A 17,178-nucleotide genomic window follows, 5' to 3' on the forward strand; every position below is an offset into this window, starting at 1 on the left:
GGGCCCTTGCCCCTTGCCTCGAACACCACGCCGTCCCCTTGCCGTTTTGCTCCCTTGCCCCACTCCGCTTCCCTGCGCGGGATCCGCACCAAGAAAAACGGTGGCCTGAGCCACCGTTGTGCCGTGGATGGGTCGCACCCTTATTTGTCGATCTCCAGCATGTGATTGTTGAGCATGAAGTCGATCACCTGGCTCGAGGTGGCCCCGCTGTTGCCGGTCAGAGTATCGAAGCTGTGGTTCACCAGCACTATCTCCTGGCTCACCTCGCTGCTGGCCGATGTCTTGACCTGCAGGTGAACCCCTTCATCGTCCTGGAACACGGAGAGCAGGCTCTTCAGATCGTCCGGCTGCTGAGTGTCGTCCTGATCCAGCAGATCCCGCAGATCCAGCTTGTCTCGCAGTGAGGCATCATCGCGGCTCGGGTTGAAGTCTGTGATGGTATCCACCATCAGCTTGCCCTCCTCGATATCCCCCTTGCTCCAGATGAAGATGTCGGATCCGTCACCGCCGGTCAGGATATCGTTGCCCAGCCCGCCGATGAGCAGGTCATCGCCGGTACCGCCATTGAGGATGTCATCGCCTTCTCCGCCATACAGGGTGTCTGTGCCGCTGCCACCATGGAGGCTGTCGTCCCCCAGGCCGCCGTACAGGGTGTCATCCCCGGTTCCGCCAAACAGGATGTCATCCCCGGCGCCGCCGTCCAGGATGTCATTGCCTCCCTGACCGTAGAGGATGTCGCTCCCCTCGCCCCCCATCAGTACATCCGCCTTGTCATTGCCGGATGATTGATCGAACTCGCTGGCATGCTGCTGGATGTAACGGTGCACCTCGGCATCCAGGACGACGCTCTGATTCAACTTGTCCGCCACATACTGCTTGATGGCCGCGTATCCCTCTCCCGCCATGCCGTTGAAGTGCACCGCATCCCCGAACAGAATGTCATCGCCAGCCCCGCCATCAAACCGGTCGCTGCCAGGCAGGTTGCTGTTGGTAGAGCCCAGTATGGTGCTGGCCAGGTCGCTGGCATCCACATTGGTATGGGTGACCCCATCCGAGTCATAGGATCTGAGGTCGTCCTTGGAGATGTTCGCTCCCAGGCCGATGGCTTCAACAATCACTCCTTTTGAGGTCAACAGCTGATAACCCAGCAAGGCGTCGGCGCGAACGTCATCGGTGCTGTTTCGACCATCCCCACCCAGCAGCTGGATCTGGTTCTGGCCGTTGCTGCCCTTGACGATGACGCCCAACGTCTTCACAGGAGACCAACCGCCAAGGATGTTTTGAGCCCACTTGATCACTTCTCCCTTTTCGTTGACCACTTCACGCCCGTGATAAGTCACGGTATTGCCGAGCACATAGCTGCTGAGGTTCAAAGAGGTAGTACTGAGATAGGTGTCACTTTCGTAGAGCCCATCAAAGATCTTGATTTCATTCAACTTTGTTGTCGTGGCGAGAACATAATAGGTCGGTTCGCCATCGGTGATGAAGTAGGCCAGGTTCTTCGCATCCACATTGCTTGTCGCCGTGCTGGCGGCAAACCAGTCCGCCGCCTTGCTGAATGCGGCCTCGTAGTTGGTGCCACCATTTGCGGACATCCCCTCAAGGGCATCGAGCAGGGTCTTCAATGCCCCGCTATCGGCCAGATTGACACTGACGCTGCCGCGGGTCGTGGTATCGAAATCCACGAGCAAGAGATTGACGGTACCCGCATTGTCGGTGCCCGCACTGGCCTTGAGGCTGGTAAAGACCTGCTCCAGCTGGGTGCGGATCGTCTCCATCGCCTCGTCACCGATACTGCCGGAACTGTCGACGATGAAGGCGATGTTGTAGTTCTGACCCGACAGCACCACGCTGCCGTCCAGATCCCCCACCACTATGTTGTGCTCGCTGCCATAGCTGCGAGTCTGATCCCCCTGCTCCCCTTCCGTGCCCTGGAAATAACTCAGCCGTATGCTGTCATCATCACTGGCCGTGTTGGTCTGATCCGTATGCAGCTCCCGCGTGGTTGCCTCCACCTTGAGATCCACCTGGCCCTCCTTGGCACCAGGCACCTTAAGGACGAGGCCAGTCAGAGAGACATCCAAGGCATTGCCGCTCCACAGGCCGCGGCTCCCAGACAGGCTGAGTGTGCCGCCCGCCCCAACGATGCCGAGCAGATCATGGCCCTGATAGAGCTTGCTCCCTGCCGGCATGCCGCTCAGCAACAGGCTGTCGAGCACTTCACTGCCATCGCGGTCCGTGAGGGAGACATTGATATCGACCGGGTAATCGACCTGGGTCGGCTGCACCATGGTCAGCTCCCCCGTGACCTGACTGATGGCGTAAATGCCATCATCAAACTGTACGAGCTCGATATCATGGAGTGCCTTGATGACCCCTGCGTCCCCTTCATTCACGCGGAAATCAAACCAGGCATCATGGACCGAGTGGCCGCTCCCTTTCTGAACCACGTAATCGGCCCGGTTGCCGCGCAACACGGCAATATCATCGCCCGCGCCACCATAGAGACCATCGTTGCCCAGACCGGCCACCAGGGTGTCGTTGTCAGCCCCACCATAGAGGGAATCGCCCTGCGCTGCGTTGCCGCCAACCAGCAGATCATCTCCCCCCTTGCCGTAGAGCATGTCGCCGCCGCCCTTGCTGCTCAGCAGGTAGTCATTCTTGGTATTGAAACCATTCAACTGATCATTGCTGCTGCTGGCGTCCCGCTTCGGAGCGCCGACTCCCAGAGCGTTATGGTCGATATTGCCTGACTGGAAACTGTCGGTGCTGATGCCAAAGCTCGGGAACCCCTGGTAGAGGAGGGTACCATTGCCGCTCAGGGTCACCTCCACCATGGGCTTGTCGGCCACGGCCTCAATGTCGATCACCAGGGTGCCGCTGTTGCTGAGCTGGGTGCCGTCACTTACCTTGAACTCGAAGCTGGCATAGTCCCCCTTGAGGTTGCCGCTGTCGTTGCCCTGCCCGTTGCGGTTGTCGGTGCTGGACTCATGACTGCCTGGCACCAGGCGCAATTGGCCCGCCTCTATCTCGCCTGAGGTGATGCTATCCCCCACCTTCACTGCCACCCACTGACCCGCCCCATTGAGGTACTGCAGGGTGCCGTTTTGCGGCAAGGAGCCAATCACCACACTCAGATCCCCGTCGGCCTGGTCATCACTGGCACCAAATTGATCCCATGCCAGCACCAGGGGAGTGTCTTCCATGCCAATGCTATGACCACCCGTGGTCACCGGGGGAGCATCGTGGTACATGGTGGCGCTGTCGCGGCCCGGCTGGGATTCGTTGCCCGCCGCATCCACGATAGTGGCGGTCACGGTCAGCGCCTCGCCATCGGCTGGACGGTCAAACTCGTAGCCCACCTTGCCAGCAAGGATATCGGCGTCGGTCAGTACCCGGTCGGCCTGGCCGCTCACCTTGAGGGTGTCACCGGCCTGGGCCTCGCCCGGCAGGGTCACTGCCACGTTCACGGGGCCGCTGATCTCGCTGCGGTCGATGGTGCCGTCGTTGTCGCTGTCTTCGGTGATGACCACGGTCGGCGCCGCGGTGGCGGTGGTGTCGCCCATCACCGCGCTGTCGCTGCCTTCCGGCGAGACGTTGCCTGCCGCGTCGACGATAGTGGCGGTCACGGTCAGGGTCACGCCATCGGCCGGGCGGTCAAACTCGTAGCCCACCTTGCCCGCCGTGATGTCGGCGTCGGTCAACAGGCGGTCGGCCTGGCCGCTCACCTTGAGGGTGTCACCGGCCTGGGCCTCGCCCGGCAGGGTCACTGCCACGTTTACCTGGCCGCTGATCTCGGTGCGGTCGATGGTGCCGTCGTTGTCGCTGTCTTCGGTGATGACCACGGTCGGCGCCGCGGTGGCAGTGGTGTCGCCCATCACCGCGCTGTCGCTACCTTCCGGCGAGACGTTGCCCGCCGCATCCACCAGGGTGGCGGTCACGGTCAGCGCCTCGCCGTCGGCCGGACGGTCAAACTCGTAGTCCACCTTGCCGGCAAGGATATCGGCCTCGCTCAACAGGCGGTCGGCCTGGCCGCTCACCTTGAGGGTGTCACCGGCCTGGGCCTCGCCCGGCAGGGTCACTGCCACGTTTACCTGGCCGCTGATCTCGGTGCGGTCGATGGTGCCGTCGTTGTCGCTGTCTTCGGTGATGACCACGGTCGGCGCCGCGGTGGCAGTGGTGTCGCCCATCACCGCGCTGTCGCTACCTTCCGGCGAGACGTTGCCCGCCGCATCCACCAGGGTGGCGGTCACGGTCAGCGCCTCGCCGTCGGCCGGACGGTCAAACTCGTAGTCCACCTTGCCGGCAAGGATGTCGGCCTCGCTCAACAGGCGGTCGGCCTGGCCGCTCACCTTGAGGGTATCACCGGCCTGGGCCTCGCCCGGCAGGGTCACCGCCACGTTCACGGGGCCCGCTATTTCGGTGCGGTCGATGGTGCCGTCGTTGTTCTTGTCTTCGGTGATGACCACGGTCGGCGCCGCGGTGGCAGTGGTGTCGCCCATCACCGCGCTGTCGCTACCTTCCGGCGAGACGTTGCCCGCCGCATCCACCAGGGTGGCGGTCACGGTCAGCGCCTCGCCGTCGGCCGGACGGTCAAACTCGTAGTCCACCTTGCCAGCAAGGATGTCGGCCTCGCTCAACAGACGGTCGGCCTGGCCGCTCACCTTGAGGGTGTCACCGGCCTGGGCCTCGCCCGGCAGGGTCACCGCCACGTTCACGGGGCCCGCTATTTCGCTGCGGTCGATGGTGCCGTCGTTGTCGCTGTCTTCGGTGATGACCACGGTCGGCGCCGCGGTGGCAGTGGTGTCGCCCATCACCGCGCTGTCGCTACCTTCCGGCGAGACATTGCCCGCCGCATCCACCAGGGTGGCGGTCACGGTCAGCGCCGCGCCATCGGCCGGACGGTCAAACTCGTAGCCCACCTTGCCAGCAAGGATATCGGCATCGGTCAACAGGCGGTCGGCCTGGCCGCTCACCTTGAGGGTGTCACCGGCCTGGGCCTCGCCCGGCAGGGTCACTGCCACGTTTACCTGGCCGCTGATCTCGCTGCGGTCGATGGTGCCGTCGTCGTCGGTGTCTTCGGTGATGACCACGGTCGGCGCCGCGGTGGCAGTGGTGTCGCCCATGGTGGCGCTGTCGCGGCCCGGCTGGGATTCGTTGCCTGCCGCATCCACGATGGTCGCCGTCACGGTCAGCGCCTCGCCGTCGGCCGGACGGTCAAACTCGTAACCCACCTTGCCAGCAAGGATATCGGCGTCGGTCAGCACCCGGTCGGCCTGGCCGCTCACCTTGAGGGTATCACCGGCCTGGGCCTCGCCCGGCAGGGTCACTGCCACGTTTACCTTGCCGCTGATCTCGCTGCGGTCGATGGTGCCGTCGTTGTCGGCATCTTCGGTGATGACCACGACCGGCGCACCGGTCGCCTGAGTATCAGCGGCCGCCGTGTCGCGCTCGCCACTGCCCTTATTGCCCGCCACATCGGTATAGCTCTCCGCCTTGACGGTGACCGAGGCGGTCCCTTCAAAGTCCGGGGTCGGGGTGAAGGTGGCGCTCCAGATCTTGCCGCCATCGGACGTGGTCAGCCCGGTGACGGTGCCGCCCACCACGGTCAGGTCAGCCAGCTCGAAGTCTTGCACCGGCTCGCTGAAGGTGAAGGTGACGACGCTGCGCTCCTCCGCCTTGAGAGCGGGGGCGACGATATCGACCACCACGCTCGGGCCCTGGGTGTCGATGGCCGCGCTGTCGCGCTCGCCACTGCCCTTATTGCCCGCCACATCGGTATAGCTGTTGTCCTTGACGGTGACCGAGGCGGTCCCTTCAAAGTCCGGGGTCGGGGTGAAGGTGGCGCTCCAGATCTTGCCGCCATCGGACGTGGTCAGCCCGGTGACGGTGCCGCCCACCACGGTCAGGTCAGCCAGCTCGAAATCGGTCACCGGCTCGCTGAAGGTGAAGGTGACAACGCTGCGCTCCTCCGCCTTGAGAGCGGGGGCGACGATATCGACCACCACGCTCGGGCCCTGGGTGTCGATGGCCGCGCTGTCGCGCTCGCCACTGCCCTTATTGCCCGCCACATCGGTATAGCTCTCCGCCTTGACGGTGACCGAGGCGGTCCCTTCAAAGTCCGGGGTCGGGGTGAAGGTGGCGCTCCAGGTCTTGCCGTCGGCACTGCTGGTCAGCCCGGTCACGGTGCCGCCCACCACGGTCAGGTCAGCCAGCTCGAAGTCTTGCACCGGCTCGCTGAAGGTGAAGGTGACGACGCTGGTCTCGTCCGCCTTGAGGTCGGTGGCGACGATATCGACCACCACGCTCGGACCCTGGGTATCCACGCTGTAGCCTTCGTTGTCGGTCGCGGTGGCGCTGTTGCCCGCCGCATCGGTGGTGATCACCTTGGCGTCGATGGTCTTGCTGCTATCGGCGACCAGGTCCGCGCCCGGTACGTTGATGCTGAAGGTCTTGTCGGCCAAGACCAGACCCGTGAAGGTCTTGCCGTTCACGGTCAGGGTAACGGTGTCGCCCGCCTTCACGTCGCCGCCCACCGTGCCGCTTACCGGGATCTGCTGGCCGGCTTCCGCCGCGTTGATGATGTCATCCGCCGTGATGTCGGCATCCAGAGTAATACGGGCTTCCGGCGCCGTGGTGTCCAGCAAGGTGGTGTCGTCGGTGGCGCTGGCAGGGTTGCCCGCCGCGTCGGTGACGCTGGCCACCACGGTCAGGTTGCCATCCGCCAGACCGCTCAGGTCAGCGCTGGTCTTGTAGTTGCCGTCGGCATCGGTGACGGCAGTGACGGTCACCTTGTCGCCGTTGCCATCGCTGATCACCAGGGTCACGGTGCGACCCGGGCCGACATCGGAGGTGCCGCTGATGGGCGCGTCGGCCACATTGTCAGCGTTCACGTCATCCAGGCTCACCGTGATGCTGGCGGTGGTGTCCACGCTGCCATCCTCGGCGGCGCTGCCGGTATTGCCGGCGGGATCGGTCACGCTGGCGGTTACCCCATAGCCGCCATCGGCCAGGGGCGTCTCCACCGCCACGCTGAAGCTGCCATCAGGCTGCACCGTGGCCGTCAGGCTCTGCTGATTGCCATTGGCGTCTGTCACCACCAGGGTCACAGTGCTGCCGGGGGCGGCATTGGTGGTGCCCGTGATGGTCGGGGTGCTGTCGCGGCTGTTGTCCGGGGCCGATATCGAGATAAGGGGGGCGGTCACATCCGGCAACGACTCGTCATCGCGGCCATCGAGGAGCTCTCGCCGCTCGGCTGTGGTCACGGGCTGCGCCGTGTCAAAACCGCCCTGGGCCAGAGTCGCCCCCCCGCTGCGGTCGACGACGATGAAACCGCCGTTGCCGCTGCCGCCCACCACGCCGCCCCCTACCGCGGGGGCCCCACCGGCCGCCGAGGCTTCGAATGCCTGGGTCGGATCTATGCCGTCGAGGATCGCCTTTTGCAGCGCCGCAATATCGTCTTGTGCACCGGTTGTCGGATCGTTCAGGGTCAAGAGTTCACCCTGCTCATCGGGGGCCATATCGGCCATGGGGACCGGGATCTGCCGTCCATCGGCGTCCACCATGGCGCCGGTGGGCGAGGTCAAGCGAGCCCCCCTGGTCACCACGTCCCCCTCGGCCAGCAGCCGCAGGCTGCCATCCTCCCCGACCAGGTAAACCGGGTTGGTCAGACGGGTCACGACGATGTCCTGTTCCAGGGTGACGATATTGGCGCTCATGTATTCTCCTGATGAGTGGTCCCTGTGATGGGCGTGCAATTTTCCACCGTCCAATCTATTCGAATGAGTCACCAGCAACCAGTGAGGAATTTAGAAAGGATGAAGGGTTTTGAGGGGATATTTCATGGGGAAACAGAAGGGTTGGCATTTACTATGCTTGCTGATAAATAACTATTTATTTCAATCGTTTGATATTGGCTGGCGCCATGGTGAGGCGCCAGCCAGGGTCAGGCTCCCACCCAGAGCAGGATGGCCAGCAGCTGTGGCGACACGATGCGCAGGAACATCACCAGGGGATAGACGGTGGCATAGGCGAGTGCGCTGGCGCCACTGCTGGGATGCATGGCGTTGGCGAAGGCCAGGGCGGGAGGGTCGGTCATGGAGCCGGCGAGCAGACCACACAGGGTCAGGTAGTTGAGTTTGCCATAATGGCGGGCCAGCACACCGACCACCAGCAAGGGGATCAGGGTCAACGCCACCCCATACAGCACCCAGGTCGGTCCATCACCATGGAGCAGGGTATCGACGAAACCGGCCCCCGACTTGAATCCCACCACGGCCAGAAACAGGACTATTCCTATCTCCCGCAGGGCCAGGTTGGCGCTGGGAGGCATGAACCAGTAGAGCTTGCCTATGCTGCCGACCCGAGCCAGGATGAGCGCCACCACCAGGGGGCCTCCCGCCAGACCCAGCTTGAGGGCCGCCGGAAAACCCGGCAGATAGAAGGGGATGGAGCCGAGCAGGACGCCGAGTCCGATGCCGATAAACACGGGCAGCATCTGCACCTGTTGCAGCTTCTGCTGCACGTTGCCCACCACGCTGGTGACCGCCTCTATGGCATCGAGCCGCCCCACCAGGTTGAGGATGTCCCCGAACTGCAGGCTGGTCTGGCTGGTCGGCACCAGCTCTACCCCGGCCCGGTTGAGTCGCGAGATCACCACGTCATACCGCTGTTTTATCTCCAGATCGCGGATCTTCTTCCCCAATACCTGCTCATTGGTCACCACGACCCGCTCGACCCTCAGCTCGGTTCCCCGGGTCGAGAGGGAGGTGTCCACCTCCTCCCCCAGCACCAGCAGCACCTTGCGCAAGGCATGACGCTCACCGACCAGGTGCAGCAGATCGCCGGTTTCGATGCAGGTCTCCGGGCGCGGCACCATCAGATCTTCGCCCCGCTTGAGGCGCGAGCAGATGACATCCGCCTCGTCGAGGCTGGGGATCTCCTTGAGCATGAGTCCGTGCATGTTCGGGTTGCGCACCGCTATGTTCATGGTCTGGAGCGTCTCGCGAACCGTGCCGGATTCTTGCTCGAATCGGGCGGCTTCCTCGTCGATCTTGATGCGAAAGAACAGGCGAACCAGCCACATGGTGAGCAAAATGCCGCAGATCCCGAACGGATAGGCGACCGCATAGCCCATCCCCATCAGCGCCGTCGAGCCTGGCTCGGCTCCCAGCTCCGCCAGGATCTGCTGCCCCGCCCCCAGGGAGGGGGTGTTGGTCACGGCGCCGGAGAAGACCCCCAGGATCACCGGCAGGGGCACATCAAACAGCTGGTGCAACACCAGAGCCACCATGCCGCCCAGCACCACCAGCAGGGCGGCAAAGCCGTTGAGCTTGAGCCCTGTGCTGCGCAGGGAGGAGAAGAAGCCGGGGCCGACCTGGATGCCGATGGTATAGACAAACAGGATCAGCCCGAACTCCTGGATAAAGTGCAGGGTATGATCGTCAAAACTCAGCTGGAACAGGCCGGCGAAGTGGCCGACCAGGATGCCGCCGAACAGCACTCCCCCTATCCCCAGCCCCACACCCCGGACCTTCACATTGCCCAGCCAGAGCCCGAGCACCGCCACCAGCGACAACATGCTGATGGAAAGCGCGATTTCACTCATCTCAGCCATCCTTGTTTCGAATCAGACTGAGCCTAGCTTGTCAGCAAAGGGAGCGGGTGACTGTGGGTCGGCGCACGATTCTGGCTTTATTTGAGGCGAAAACTACCAACTAAGGGATATTTTTCGGTGAACACTCAGGAGAGAGAGGCGACATAGCCGTAGATGGCACCAAAATGGCAAGCGCTGCCCCCCAGCACGAACAGATGCCAGATGGCATGGTTGTAAGGGATCCGCCGGTTGGCATAGAAGAGGACGCCCAGGCTGTAGATGAGGCCGCCGAGCCCCAGCAGCGCCAGGCCACCCCCCGCCAGATTGAGATAGAGCTGATAGACCACCAGCAGGGAGAGCCAGCCCAGCAGCAGGTAGGTCACCAGAGACAAGCGTTTGAAGCGATGGATGAACACCAGCTTGAACAGCACCCCGGCCAGGGCCAGGGACCAGATCAGCGTCATCAGCCCCCTCGCCAGGGGCGTATCGAGCGCCACCAGCAGAAAAGGGGTATAGGTGCCGGCGATGAGCAGGTAGATGGCGCAGTGATCGAAGATCTTGCACCTGTGGCGCCAGGGCCCGTCTACCATGCTGTGATAGAGGGTCGAGGCGAGAAACAGCAGGATCAGGCTGCCGCCGTAGAGGCCATAGCTGAGCCGGGCCAGGGCGCCCTGCTCCCACCCCTTGAGCAGCAGGCTGATCCCGCCGACCAGGGCGAGCCCCAGCCCCAGGCCATGGCTCCAGCGATTCGCCCACTCTTCCCGGGGGGAATAGTCCATCATTCACTCTCGACACATGTGATTAGGGTTTTTACTCTATCCAAGCCCATTTAAGAGTACAAGTGTTAGCTGAAAAAAGGGGATGGCTGCCAGCGGCCCCCCTTTGGTGTATCCTCTGCCGCCAGCGACCCGCCCCTGGCCCGGTCCTGCGTATTACCCCTGTTGATGCCGCCACTATCCCCCTGGCCCATGCACCCGGATGGTGTGGCCTGGCGGCCTGGTCTGGAGACCCAAATGAACTTGACCGAACTGTTTGCCAAGCCGGATCCGGCCTTCGCCGCCGCCGTCACCCGCCTGCTGGAGTGTTTTCACCGCAGCGATGACAGCGAGGCCCCCTATCGGCGTGACCGCTTCTGCCAACAGCTCGACGATCCCCGCATGCCGGAGGATGGCATGGATACCCAGGCCTACCTGGCGCGACTCGAGCAGCTGATCCCCGGCGTCTCCCACCTCGCCTCCCGCCACTACATGGGTCACATGACGGCTCCCCTGCCCGCCTTCACCGGCGAGCTGGCGCGGCTGCTGGTGATGCTCAACCAGAATCCGATGAAGATGGAGTCCTCCCGCCTGCTCAGCTTTCTCGAGCGGGAGGTGCTGGCCAAGCTGCATCGCCTCGTCTATCAGGCCCCTGATGACTTCTACCAGAGCCAGATGCATGCCAAGGATGCGGCGCTCGGGGTCATGACCAGCGGCGGCACCATCGCCAACGTCACCGCCCTCTGGCTGGCCCGCAACCATGCCGTGGGGGACAATCTGTTCCATCTGGTCGAGCAGGGCTATCGCGGCGCCGTCATCCTGGGCTCGCGCCTGATGCACTACTCCTTCGACAAGGGCATGGATCTGCTGGGTCTGGGGGCCGCCAGCGTGCGCCGACTGGAGACGGATGCGGACAATCGCCTCAGCCTGCCCGCCCTGGAGGCGGCCATCGCCGAGTGTCGGGCGCAGCGCATCAAGGTGATCGCCATCATAGGGGTGGCCGGCAGCACCGACTTTGGCTCGGTGGATCCTCTGCCCGAACTCGCCGCCATCGCGCGCCGGGAGGGAGTGCATTTTCATGTGGACGCGGCCTGGGGTGGCCCCACCCTGTTCTCCCCCCGCTACCAGCCCCTGCTGGACGGCATCGCCCAGGCCGATACCGTCACCCTGGATGGCCACAAGCAGTTGCTCATCCCCCTTGGTACCGGCATGTTGCTGTGCAAGCGCCCGGACCTGGTGATGGCGGTCAAGCGGGAGGCTCCCTACGCCATCCGCGCCAGCTCGTTCGATCAGGGTCGCTTCACCCTGGAGGGGACCCGGCCCGCCAATGCCCTCTACCTGGATGCCGCCTTCCAGCTGCTCGGCGAGGCCGGCTACCGCGCCCTCATCGAGGCCAACTATGACAAGGCCAGGCACATGGCGGCACTGATCGACGCAGATCCCGCCTTCGAGCTGATGTCTGCCCCCGTGATGAACCTGCTCTCCTATCGCTGCCTGCCGCCCCACCTGCAGGGCCAGCCCCTGGACGAGGCGGCCAACCTCCAGATCAACGCCTTCAACGTGGCCTTGCAAAAAGCCCAGCGGGCCGAGGGACACAGCTTCGTCTCCCGTACCCAGCGCACCCTGCCTCCCTACGGCGATCAGCCCCTGGTGCTGCTGCGCGCCGTGCTGCTCAATCCCGCCATCGAGGAGTCGGACATACGGGCGCTGCTGGCGGATCAGACCCGGCTAGGCCGGATCATCGCCGCCGAGCTGTTTGCCGGGCACTGAGCGGGCCCCCCGAGCAGTGACCTTGTTCATCTGCCATGGTTTGCCGGGCAGCGATGGGAGACGCATTCCCCCAGGACTGCCCTTGTTCATCTGCCATGGTTTGCCCGGCAGCGATGGGGGGAACTCATCCACTCAGGACGGGTCTTATTCATTTGCCGTTGTTTGACGGGCGGGTACACTGGCTGAAATTTCGAGGTAGATGGATCAGCATGAAGCAATTTTTTGAATTTATTCCCCTTATCGTTTTCTTTGCCGTCTACAAGATGGTGGACATCTATGCCGCGACCGGCGCCTTGGTGGTGGTCACCGGCCTGCAACTGCTCTATGGCTGGCTGCGCTATCGCAAGGTGGAGAAGATGCAGCTGTTCACCTTCCTCCTGGTCGGCTTCTTCGGCGGCCTGACCGTCTTCTTCCATGATGACGCCTTCATCAAGTGGAAGGTGACCGTCATCAACGCCCTGTTTGCCCTGGCCCTGCTCATCGCCCGCTACGGCTTTGGCAAGAACCTGATCAAGCAGATGCTCGGCAAGGAGTTGCAGGCCCCCGACACCATCTGGGACAGGGTCAACCTGGCCTGGTCCGGCTTCTTTGCCCTGTGCGGCCTGCTCAATCTCTATGTCGCCTTTACCCTTCCCCAGGAGGTGTGGGTCAACTTCAAGGTGTTCGGCCTGCTCGGCCTGACCCTAGTGTTCACCCTGCTGTCTGGCATCTATCTCTACCGCCACATGCCGGCGGAGCAGAAAGCCCAGCAGAAAAAATAACCGCAACCAGAAAAGGATGGTTCCATGTGGTATCTGATCTACTCGGAAGATGTGCCCGAAAGCCTGCCCCTGCGCAAGCAGGCGCGCCCCGCCCACCTGGCGCGTCTGCAGGCGCTGCAAGATGAGGGCCGCCTGCTGACCGCCGGCCCCAATCCCGCCATCGATGCCGACGATCCGGCGGATGCGGGCTTCACCGGCTCCACCGTCATCGCCGAGTTCAACAGCCTGAGCGAGGCCAGGGCCTGGGCCGATGCAGACCCTTATGTGGCCGCCGGCGTCTACGCCAGCGTCACCATCAAGCCGTTCAAGCGAGTCTTCTGAGCTCGGGCAAGAGACAAACACAAAGGCCGGATCCATGTCCGGCCTTTTGCTGTCAGTGACTCACCCGTTGCCGGGCACTCAGGCCCGCGCCACGAACCAGGGGTTGAGAATGTCGGCCTTGTTGTAGACGAGGGGGGCGCCATCGAGCCGGGTGACGCTGCCCCCCGCCCCCTCCAGCACCGCCTGAGCCGCCCCCGTGTCCCATTCGCAGGTCGGCGCCAGCCTGGGGTAGAGCTCGGCGCCCCCCTCGGCGATGACACAGAACTTGAGCGAGCTGCCCATGGAGACCAGTTCAATCTCCCCCAGGGGGGCGAGAAAATCCAGGGTCTCCCGGGAGAGATGATTGCGGCTGCCCACCACTCGCCAGGGCGCCCCTTCCCGGTGGGGCCGGGTCCGGATCGCCGTACGCTCGCCCGCCGCAACACGCCAGGCGCCCAGCCCCTTGCCGCCATACCACAAGCGGTCGAGCACGGGGGCATAAACCAGACCCCAGACCGGCCGCCCCTGCTCGATCAGTGCGATATTGACGGTGAACTCGCCATTGCGGGAGACAAACTCCTTAGTGCCATCCAGGGGATCCACCAGCCAGTAACGCTGCCAGCCGAGGCGCGTCTGCAGCACCTCATCGCCGGACTCTTCTGATAGTACCGGGATCTCCGGGGTCAGACGAGCCAATTCCGCCACTATCACCTCATGAGCGGCACGGTCCGCCGCCGTCAGGGGACTCTCGTCGGCCTTGTACTCCACGGTAAAGGCCTGCTGGTAAATGGTCAGGATGGCATGGCCGGCGGCCCGGGCGATCGCCTCGAGCTCGCTTATCTGGGAGGGAGACATAAATAGCTTCCAAGTCAAAAAGATAGCTCAGTCTAACCGAACGGGGCCCCCGGGCTTATAGCCGTTTCTCATGAGTTATTCCCTGTCAAAAGTGTCAGCCGGGCACTGTCAATTCTGACAGAGAGCAATCGCCGCCGTTGAGCTAAATATCAATTCGGCGCAACCGCGTCGTTACTCAAGGAAGAGCATCCATGAAAAGAACCACGACGACTCTCGCCCTGCTGCTCGCCGCCCTGCCGCTGCTCGGCCAGCCGGTCCTGGCGGCGAACAAGGTGGCCAATCCACCGGTGGCCAGCACTCCCGCCAGCCAGTCAGGGAAGATCAACCTCAACACCGCCAGCCTGAGCGAGCTCACCAGCCTCCAGGGCATAGGCGACAAGAAAGCCCAGGCCATCATCGACTATCGGGAGAAACAGGGGAAATTCAGCTCTGTGGACCAGCTGGCCGATGTGAGCGGCATAGGCCCGGCCACCCTGGAGGCCAACCGGGATCAACTCATCGTCAAGTAAGATAGGATTGGACTCAAAGTGGGGCGGCCGGTGGCTGCCCCATTTTTCTTCGGGTATCATGACGGCACTTTGTCTCACCGGATATATCTCCATGAAGAAGACCCCGCTCGTTGTTCGCAAGGCCGTGCTGCCCGTTGCCGGCCTGGGTACCCGTATGCTGCCCGCCACCAAGGCCATCCCGAAAGAGATGCTGCCCGTGGTCGACAAACCGCTGATCCAGTATGTGGTGCGCGAGGCCATCGCCGCCGGGATCAAGGAGATCATCCTGGTCACCCACTCCAGCAAGAACTCGATCGAAAACCACTTCGACAAGAGCTTCGAGCTGGAAGCGACCCTGGAGAAGCGGGTCAAGCGTCAGCTGCTGGAAGAGGTGCAGCAGATCTGCCCCAAGGACGTCACCATCATGCATGTGCGCCAGGGGGAGGCGAAGGGGCTGGGCCATGCCGTACTCTGCGCCCACCCGCTCATCGGTGACAACCCCTTCGCCGTGCTGCTGCCGGATGTGCTGATCGACGAGGTGGCCAGCGATCTCAAGCGGGACAACCTGGCCGAGATGGTGCACCTGTTCGAGGCGGATCAGGTCAGCCAGATCATGGTCGAAGCCGTCCCCGAGAGCGAGGTCGACAAATACGGCATCGCCGACGTCAAGGGAGAGGCGCTGACCGCCGGCATGTCCCTGCCGATGCAGGCCATCGTCGAGAAGCCCCCCCGGGATGAGGCCCCCTCCAACCTGGCGGTGGTCGGCCGCTACGTCTTGTCTGCCAACATCTGGCCCCTGCTGGAGAAGACCCCGGCCGGCGCCGGTGACGAGATCCAGCTGACCGATGCCATCGCCATGCTGATGGAGCGCGAGCAGGTCAATGCCTACTCCATGAAGGGCAGAAGCCACGACTGCGGCAGCAAGCTCGGCTATATGAAGGCCAACGTCGAATATGCCAGCCGCCACCGCGAGCTCGGCAACGAATTCAAGCAGTGGCTGACCCAGTTCGTCAAACAGTTGTAAACGCTAAAAATTTAGCCATATTGCAAAATATTAAACGGGGCATCAAACGATGCCCTGTTTCCATTTATGAAACAAAAATTCAGCTTTGAGCAAACAATTACGTCCCAAATCATGGCCTTGTAATTCAATCACGCTTGTTCTATAAGGTTTAAGGCTTGTTCCGAGCCCTTGCATAAAATTCCTAAAAAAATAGAAGATACAGGTGGAAGTTCCATGAATAATCCGTCAAAAGGGACCTTTTTAGGTCACCCTAAGGGGCTCTTTTTGCTCTTTAGCACCGAACTGTGGGAGCGGTTCTCCTACTACGGCATGCGTGCCGTGCTGGTGCTCTATCTCACCGACCTGACCGCCAACGGCGGCATGGGCTGGAGCCAGGCCGATGCCCTCAAGCTCTACGGCATCTACACCGGCCTGGTCTATATCACCCCCCTCATCGGTGGCTGGCTGGCCGATACCATCCTAGGTCAGCGTCGCTCCATCCTGATCGGCGCCATCCTGATGGCCGCGGGTCAATTCACCCTGGCCCTGCCCCATGCCATGTTCCCGGAGATGGTCAACAGCGTCTTCTATGCCGGCCTCGCCCTGCTGATCGTGGGCAATGGCCTGTTCAAGCCGAACATCTCCACCATGGTGGGCGATCTCTATCAGGAAGGGGATCACCGCCGTGACGGAGCCTTCACCATCTTCTACATGGGCATCAACCTGGGTTCCCTGCTGGCCGGGGTGATCTGTGGCGCCGCCGCCACCGCCTATGGCTGGCAGGCCGCCTTCGTCGGCGCCGGCATCGGCATGCTGCTCTCCCTGGTGCTGCAGGCCACCATGGCCCAGAACTTCCTCGGCGACATCGGCCGGGTCCCCGCCGCCAAGCTCGCCGCCGCCAAGCGGGCCAAGAACCAGAAGGCACCCCTCACCAAGCAGGAGGTGGATCGCATCAAGGTCATCCTGATCCTGGGCCTGTTCACCATCATCTTCTGGGCCGGCTTCGAGCAGGCAGGCGGCCTGATGAACCTCTACACTCAGGAGTACACCGACCGCATGATCGGCAGCTTCGAGGTGCCGACCGCCTGGTTCCAGTCCCTGAACCCCTTCTTCATCATCACGCTAGCGCCCATAGTGGCGGCCATCTGGATAAAGCTCGGCAAGAAGGAGCCTAACTCCCCCGTCAAGTTCGCCATGGGCCTGCTGTTCCTGGCCGTGGGCTTCCTGTTCATGATCGGCGCCGTGCTGGAGCAGGGCGGGGATCAGAGCGTCAAGACCTCCATGTTCTGGCTGGTCGGCGCCTATCTGTTCCATACCCTGGGTGAGCTCTGTCTCTCCCCCATCGGTCTCTCCATGGTCACCAAGCTGGCGCCGCTGCGCCTGGCTTCCCTGATGATGGGTGCCTGGTTCGGCTTCGTCGCCCTGGCCAACTATGCCGCCGGTTTCATCGGCTCCTTCGTCGGGGAGTCCGGTGCCATCGCCATCTTCGGTGGCATCGCCGCCGCCGCCGTCATCAGCGCCCTGCTGCTGCTGACCATGGCCAACCGTCTGGTCTACTGGATGCACGGCGCCGAAGGCCCCGCCCAGGCGCCCGCCGAGCAGGCAGAGAAGCCATTGCACTCCGCCACCGTCTGACGGTGATGCCTTGCCA

General features: G+C 63.0%; 10 protein-coding genes. 6 read left to right on the forward strand and 4 right to left on the reverse strand.

Annotated features, from left to right (window positions below; genetic code table 11):
• Positions 1-140: 140 nt before the first annotated feature.
• From ACLHZ1_RS07145 to trhA, 3 genes are all read right to left on the reverse strand, one after another.
• Positions 141-7,718, reverse strand: coding sequence for a retention module-containing protein (locus ACLHZ1_RS07145; protein WP_427261529.1), 7,578 nt, complete (start codon positions 7,716-7,718; stop codon positions 141-143).
• Positions 7,719-7,945: 227 nt separating this feature from the next.
• Positions 7,946-9,607, reverse strand: coding sequence for a putative transporter (locus tag ACLHZ1_RS07150; protein WP_427261530.1), 1,662 nt, complete (start codon positions 9,605-9,607; stop codon positions 7,946-7,948).
• 134 nt (positions 9,608-9,741) lie between these two features.
• Positions 9,742-10,374, reverse strand: a complete 633-nt coding sequence (gene trhA, locus ACLHZ1_RS07155) for a PAQR family membrane homeostasis protein TrhA (protein ID WP_427261548.1) — start codon at positions 10,372-10,374, stop codon at positions 9,742-9,744.
• 234 nt (positions 10,375-10,608) lie between these two features.
• Here trhA and ACLHZ1_RS07160 point away from each other — a divergent pair, with 234 nt between their 5' ends.
• The 3 genes from ACLHZ1_RS07160 to ACLHZ1_RS07170 all read left to right on the forward strand — a co-directional run bounded on the left by ACLHZ1_RS07160 (position 10,609) and on the right by ACLHZ1_RS07170 (position 13,202).
• Complete coding sequence (locus tag ACLHZ1_RS07160) at positions 10,609-12,120, forward strand: aminotransferase class V-fold PLP-dependent enzyme (protein ID WP_427261531.1); 1,512 nt, start codon at positions 10,609-10,611, stop codon at positions 12,118-12,120.
• Between the two features lie 209 nt (positions 12,121-12,329).
• Complete coding sequence (locus ACLHZ1_RS07165) at positions 12,330-12,881, forward strand: septation protein A (protein WP_427261532.1); 552 nt, start codon at positions 12,330-12,332, stop codon at positions 12,879-12,881.
• Positions 12,882-12,905: 24 nt separating this feature from the next.
• Positions 12,906-13,202, forward strand: a complete 297-nt coding sequence (locus ACLHZ1_RS07170) for a YciI family protein (RefSeq protein ID WP_427261533.1) — start codon at positions 12,906-12,908, stop codon at positions 13,200-13,202.
• Positions 13,203-13,280: 78 nt separating this feature from the next.
• Here the strand turns inward: ACLHZ1_RS07170 and cysQ are convergent, their stop codons facing one another.
• Positions 13,281-14,036 (reverse strand): 3'(2'),5'-bisphosphate nucleotidase CysQ, encoded by a 756-nt coding sequence (gene cysQ / locus ACLHZ1_RS07175; RefSeq protein ID WP_427261534.1) that lies wholly within the window; start codon positions 14,034-14,036, stop codon positions 13,281-13,283.
• A gap of 191 nt (positions 14,037-14,227) precedes the next feature.
• Here cysQ and ACLHZ1_RS07180 point away from each other — a divergent pair, with 191 nt between their 5' ends.
• The 3 genes from ACLHZ1_RS07180 to ACLHZ1_RS07190 all read left to right on the forward strand — a co-directional run bounded on the left by ACLHZ1_RS07180 (position 14,228) and on the right by ACLHZ1_RS07190 (position 17,162).
• Positions 14,228-14,545: a ComEA family DNA-binding protein gene (locus ACLHZ1_RS07180; protein WP_408798053.1), complete on the forward strand. Its 318-nt coding sequence runs from the start codon at positions 14,228-14,230 to the stop codon at positions 14,543-14,545.
• A gap of 91 nt (positions 14,546-14,636) precedes the next feature.
• The gene (gene galU, locus ACLHZ1_RS07185; protein WP_427261535.1) at positions 14,637-15,548 is read left to right on the forward strand and encodes a UTP--glucose-1-phosphate uridylyltransferase GalU; all 912 of its coding nucleotides are present in this window, start codon (positions 14,637-14,639) and stop codon (positions 15,546-15,548) included.
• 213 nt (positions 15,549-15,761) lie between these two features.
• The gene (locus ACLHZ1_RS07190) at positions 15,762-17,162 is read left to right on the forward strand and encodes a peptide MFS transporter (RefSeq protein WP_427261536.1); all 1,401 of its coding nucleotides are present in this window, start codon (positions 15,762-15,764) and stop codon (positions 17,160-17,162) included.
• The last annotated feature ends 16 nt before the right edge of the window (positions 17,163-17,178 follow it).

The organism is Aeromonas sobria (assembly GCF_050266975.1).
GTDB classification, from domain to species: domain Bacteria; phylum Pseudomonadota; class Gammaproteobacteria; order Enterobacterales; family Aeromonadaceae; genus Aeromonas; species Aeromonas sobria_B.

Coding starts and splice junctions, on each gene's coding strand:
- ACLHZ1_RS07180 (WP_408798053.1), top strand. CDS start 14,228: ATGAAAAGAACCACGACGACTCTCGCCCTGCTGCTCGCCGCCCTGCCG.
- ACLHZ1_RS07190 (WP_427261536.1), top strand. CDS start 15,762: ATGAATAATCCGTCAAAAGGGACCTTTTTAGGTCACCCTAAGGGGCTC.
- galU (WP_427261535.1), top strand. CDS start 14,637: ATGAAGAAGACCCCGCTCGTTGTTCGCAAGGCCGTGCTGCCCGTTGCC.
- ACLHZ1_RS07165 (WP_427261532.1), top strand. CDS start 12,330: ATGAAGCAATTTTTTGAATTTATTCCCCTTATCGTTTTCTTTGCCGTC.
- ACLHZ1_RS07170 (WP_427261533.1), top strand. CDS start 12,906: ATGTGGTATCTGATCTACTCGGAAGATGTGCCCGAAAGCCTGCCCCTG.
- trhA (WP_427261548.1), bottom strand. CDS start 10,374: ATGGACTATTCCCCCCGGGAAGAGTGGGCGAATCGCTGGAGCCATGGC.
- ACLHZ1_RS07150 (WP_427261530.1), bottom strand. CDS start 9,607: ATGAGTGAAATCGCGCTTTCCATCAGCATGTTGTCGCTGGTGGCGGTG.
- cysQ (WP_427261534.1), bottom strand. CDS start 14,036: ATGTCTCCCTCCCAGATAAGCGAGCTCGAGGCGATCGCCCGGGCCGCC.
- ACLHZ1_RS07160 (WP_427261531.1), top strand. CDS start 10,609: ATGAACTTGACCGAACTGTTTGCCAAGCCGGATCCGGCCTTCGCCGCC.
- ACLHZ1_RS07145 (WP_427261529.1), bottom strand. CDS start 7,718: ATGAGCGCCAATATCGTCACCCTGGAACAGGACATCGTCGTGACCCGT.